The sequence below is a fragment of the Romboutsia sp. genome (assembly GCF_051659545.1).
GTDB lineage: Bacteria > Bacillota > Clostridia > Peptostreptococcales > Peptostreptococcaceae > JBOFOR01.
In genome coordinates this window covers 1-2728 of sequence record NZ_JBOFOR010000152.1, presented here as the reverse complement: position 1 = coordinate 2728, position 2728 = coordinate 1, and the positions used below count along the sequence as shown (strand labels likewise).

The 2728-nt window shown below is 33.8% G+C and carries 2 protein-coding genes; both read right to left on the bottom strand.

Annotated features, from left to right (window positions below):
* Nucleotides 1–1565: hypothetical protein (locus ACRC03_RS08415; protein WP_438652118.1), on the bottom strand; the 1565-nt coding region annotated here is incomplete at its 3' end.
* Between the two features lie 88 nt (nt 1566–1653).
* A partial coding sequence (locus ACRC03_RS08410) for a hypothetical protein (protein ID WP_438652117.1) occupies nt 1654–2728 on the bottom strand: 1075 nt, incomplete at its 5' end.

Sequence of the window (2728 nt, the reverse complement as noted above, 5' to 3'; positions counted from 1 at the left end):
ATACTATCAGAGGGTACAGCCCTTGCACCTTGGTTAAAAGTGTTGCTTGTACCTACAATAGTACCTTTAGCAGGACCTTCTGTAATAGTGTTAAAGGGATTTATAATACTAAAGCCATTGGCAAGGTAATGCATCCATTCCTCTAAAGTCCAATCATTGGGCTTTAATGCCAAGTTTATCTCTGTAATGGGGGGTTTCCATGCTGCAATAGCTAACTCTACCCTACGCATAATAACATTGTATAGGTATTGAAATGGTTTCATCCTATCTACCAATGAATATGCCCTACTGTCATTAATGTTGTAATACCCACCTACATAACCAGATTTAGCTATAGCAGGATTTATCATGTTTCTAAATTGTACTTTACGTGGTCCCATTTTAAGGTAAATATCCTGACCTACCTTAACTCCTTCGTACCACTCATTAACCCAAATCTTCTTAACTGTTACCCCCATATCCTTCATCTCTTGGGTAACTTTAAAGTACTCAGATACTAATGTCTCTATTTTATCACCACTATCTGGGTCTATCATAGATAATATATAACGTGGAATCCTTGACTTCCATCTTGTTATAAGTACCCTTAACTCTCCTCTTTCATTAATATAAGTACCAAACCCATCAAACATCTGTGAATTGGCTAAACCAGCTATACTCTGACCATCTTTATTATACATCAAATCAACAACTTCAACAGGCATTTCATAATTCTGGTTAATCCACATATTAGGCCTACCCTGCATATTATTTAAGGTGTAGTTACCTTTCTCAAGTTTATCTATCTGTTGTTCTGTAAGGTAGTCATAGTATTCCTCTACTATTTTACCTATACCTTTATAAGAATATTCTACTGTTATTTCAGCATCTTCAATGTTAGTTGAGGAACCCATCATCAATGCTTCAAAGTTAAGTGGGTTAACCCTTTCTAATACAGGTCTTCCACCAATAATATCTGTTCTATAAATCTCTTCAGAAACTGTTAGGGCATCATAAATACCTCTATTAAATAAAGGTTTTAACCTCAATTCATACCATAAATGCTCAAGTATCCTTGTCCCTGTAATTTCCCTTAAATCTTGATACTGGTATTTCATATACTGCTCAAGGGATTTAAGTCTTCTTTCAATGGCTGCTTCATCCATCTCTTTATTTTTAAGAGCTTCTACAGCTACCTCAAATACTTTATCTTTAAGGTGTTCTTCCCTTAATGAAACACTATCCTGATTAACAGAGTAAAGCTTCCAATCAAAGTTCCTTTTAAACTCCTCACCAGCCAATAAATCTACTTTAGAACGTACCAAATTATAGCTCTGTATGTTAGTTGGGGCAGTACCACCATCTATACCAAATGGATTAAATAAATCGTGTATATCACTATCCATAAGTTGACCATTAAGTAAATTATAATTAACTACTTTGTTACGTCTACTCTTAGCTATCTTGGGGTCTTTAAAAAACAATAAATTTTCAGCAGCATCTATACACCTCTTGCACCACTCTTCATTCTTCTTGCTGGTGGGTATCTTTTGATTGGGGAAATATACTAAACCTAAATTATCCATCTTTCTGATTTTTAATACAATTATACTTAATAATAGAATACCACATAAACATTATATGTTATTCTTTAACAAAATTATATACCTGAAATTATCTATTTAAACCCATGCCTCTCCTACGTTGTTGTGCCCTTAATAAACCCTTCTTCCAGAACTGGTCAGTATAGGGGTTAGACTCTGATATAGCATTAGCTAAATCATCATTAGTGCCCATTTTAATTATCTCATCCCTGTATAACATTAAAAGTCCCAGTGCACTAACCCTATCAGCATTCTTACCTTTTATCCACTTCTCTAACTCAAGCAACAATGCCCTACTCTTAATTAACTCATAGTTCTTTAACTGGGCATATTTCTTATTATCTGTTAGCAACCAAGCTAAACTCCTTCTTAAAGCTTCCTCATTAATGGCCTCATTAGCTGGTGTGCCATATTTCTTATTTCCAACATTGGACTGAGGCTTTAAAATATTCTTCTCTATTAAGGTTTCTGGGGTAGTAGCTAATAAATACAGACTATTTGTTCTGCTAAAATGACCATATAACCCTTTCTTATTGTTTTCATAGTTTAAAGTAGCATTATAAAATAACAACAATCTCCTTAATTGTTCGTAGTAATTTTCAGCAAGTAAAGGTCTTCCAGTATATTCTGCTACTATCTCATCACTCCAAGTATCTAATATAAAACCACTTTGCAAAGAACTTTCTGCATTCTTATCATCATCATCTACTGGGTCATTTCCTGCAATATATCTAAAGTGGGGTATCTTACCACTTTCATCTTTAATAGGTAATGCATAAATCTCTATTGCAGTGTCTGTATCTTTATTATTATTAAAGGGATATTCTGTAATAACTGGTTTCTGTGAATCTATCATATAAGGAATCCCAGCATTTAATCCAAACTCTACTCGCATAAAGGAATTTAACAGTACTTCATTAGCTGTTAAATCTATCCTAACCCTTCTTAATTCATTAGTAGGAAAGAACCCCCCTCTTAATGCTAAAAACATTTCATCAGGCTCCAATGGATAATTCATCTTTTCTATATATAAAGCCCTTGGGTTAGAAGCAGACTCTACTTCTTTTCTTTTTGTATAATATCTTTCATATGCTCTCTTTATGTCAGTATTACCATTCCTATCCTTTAAGTCTAAGTCTTTATAA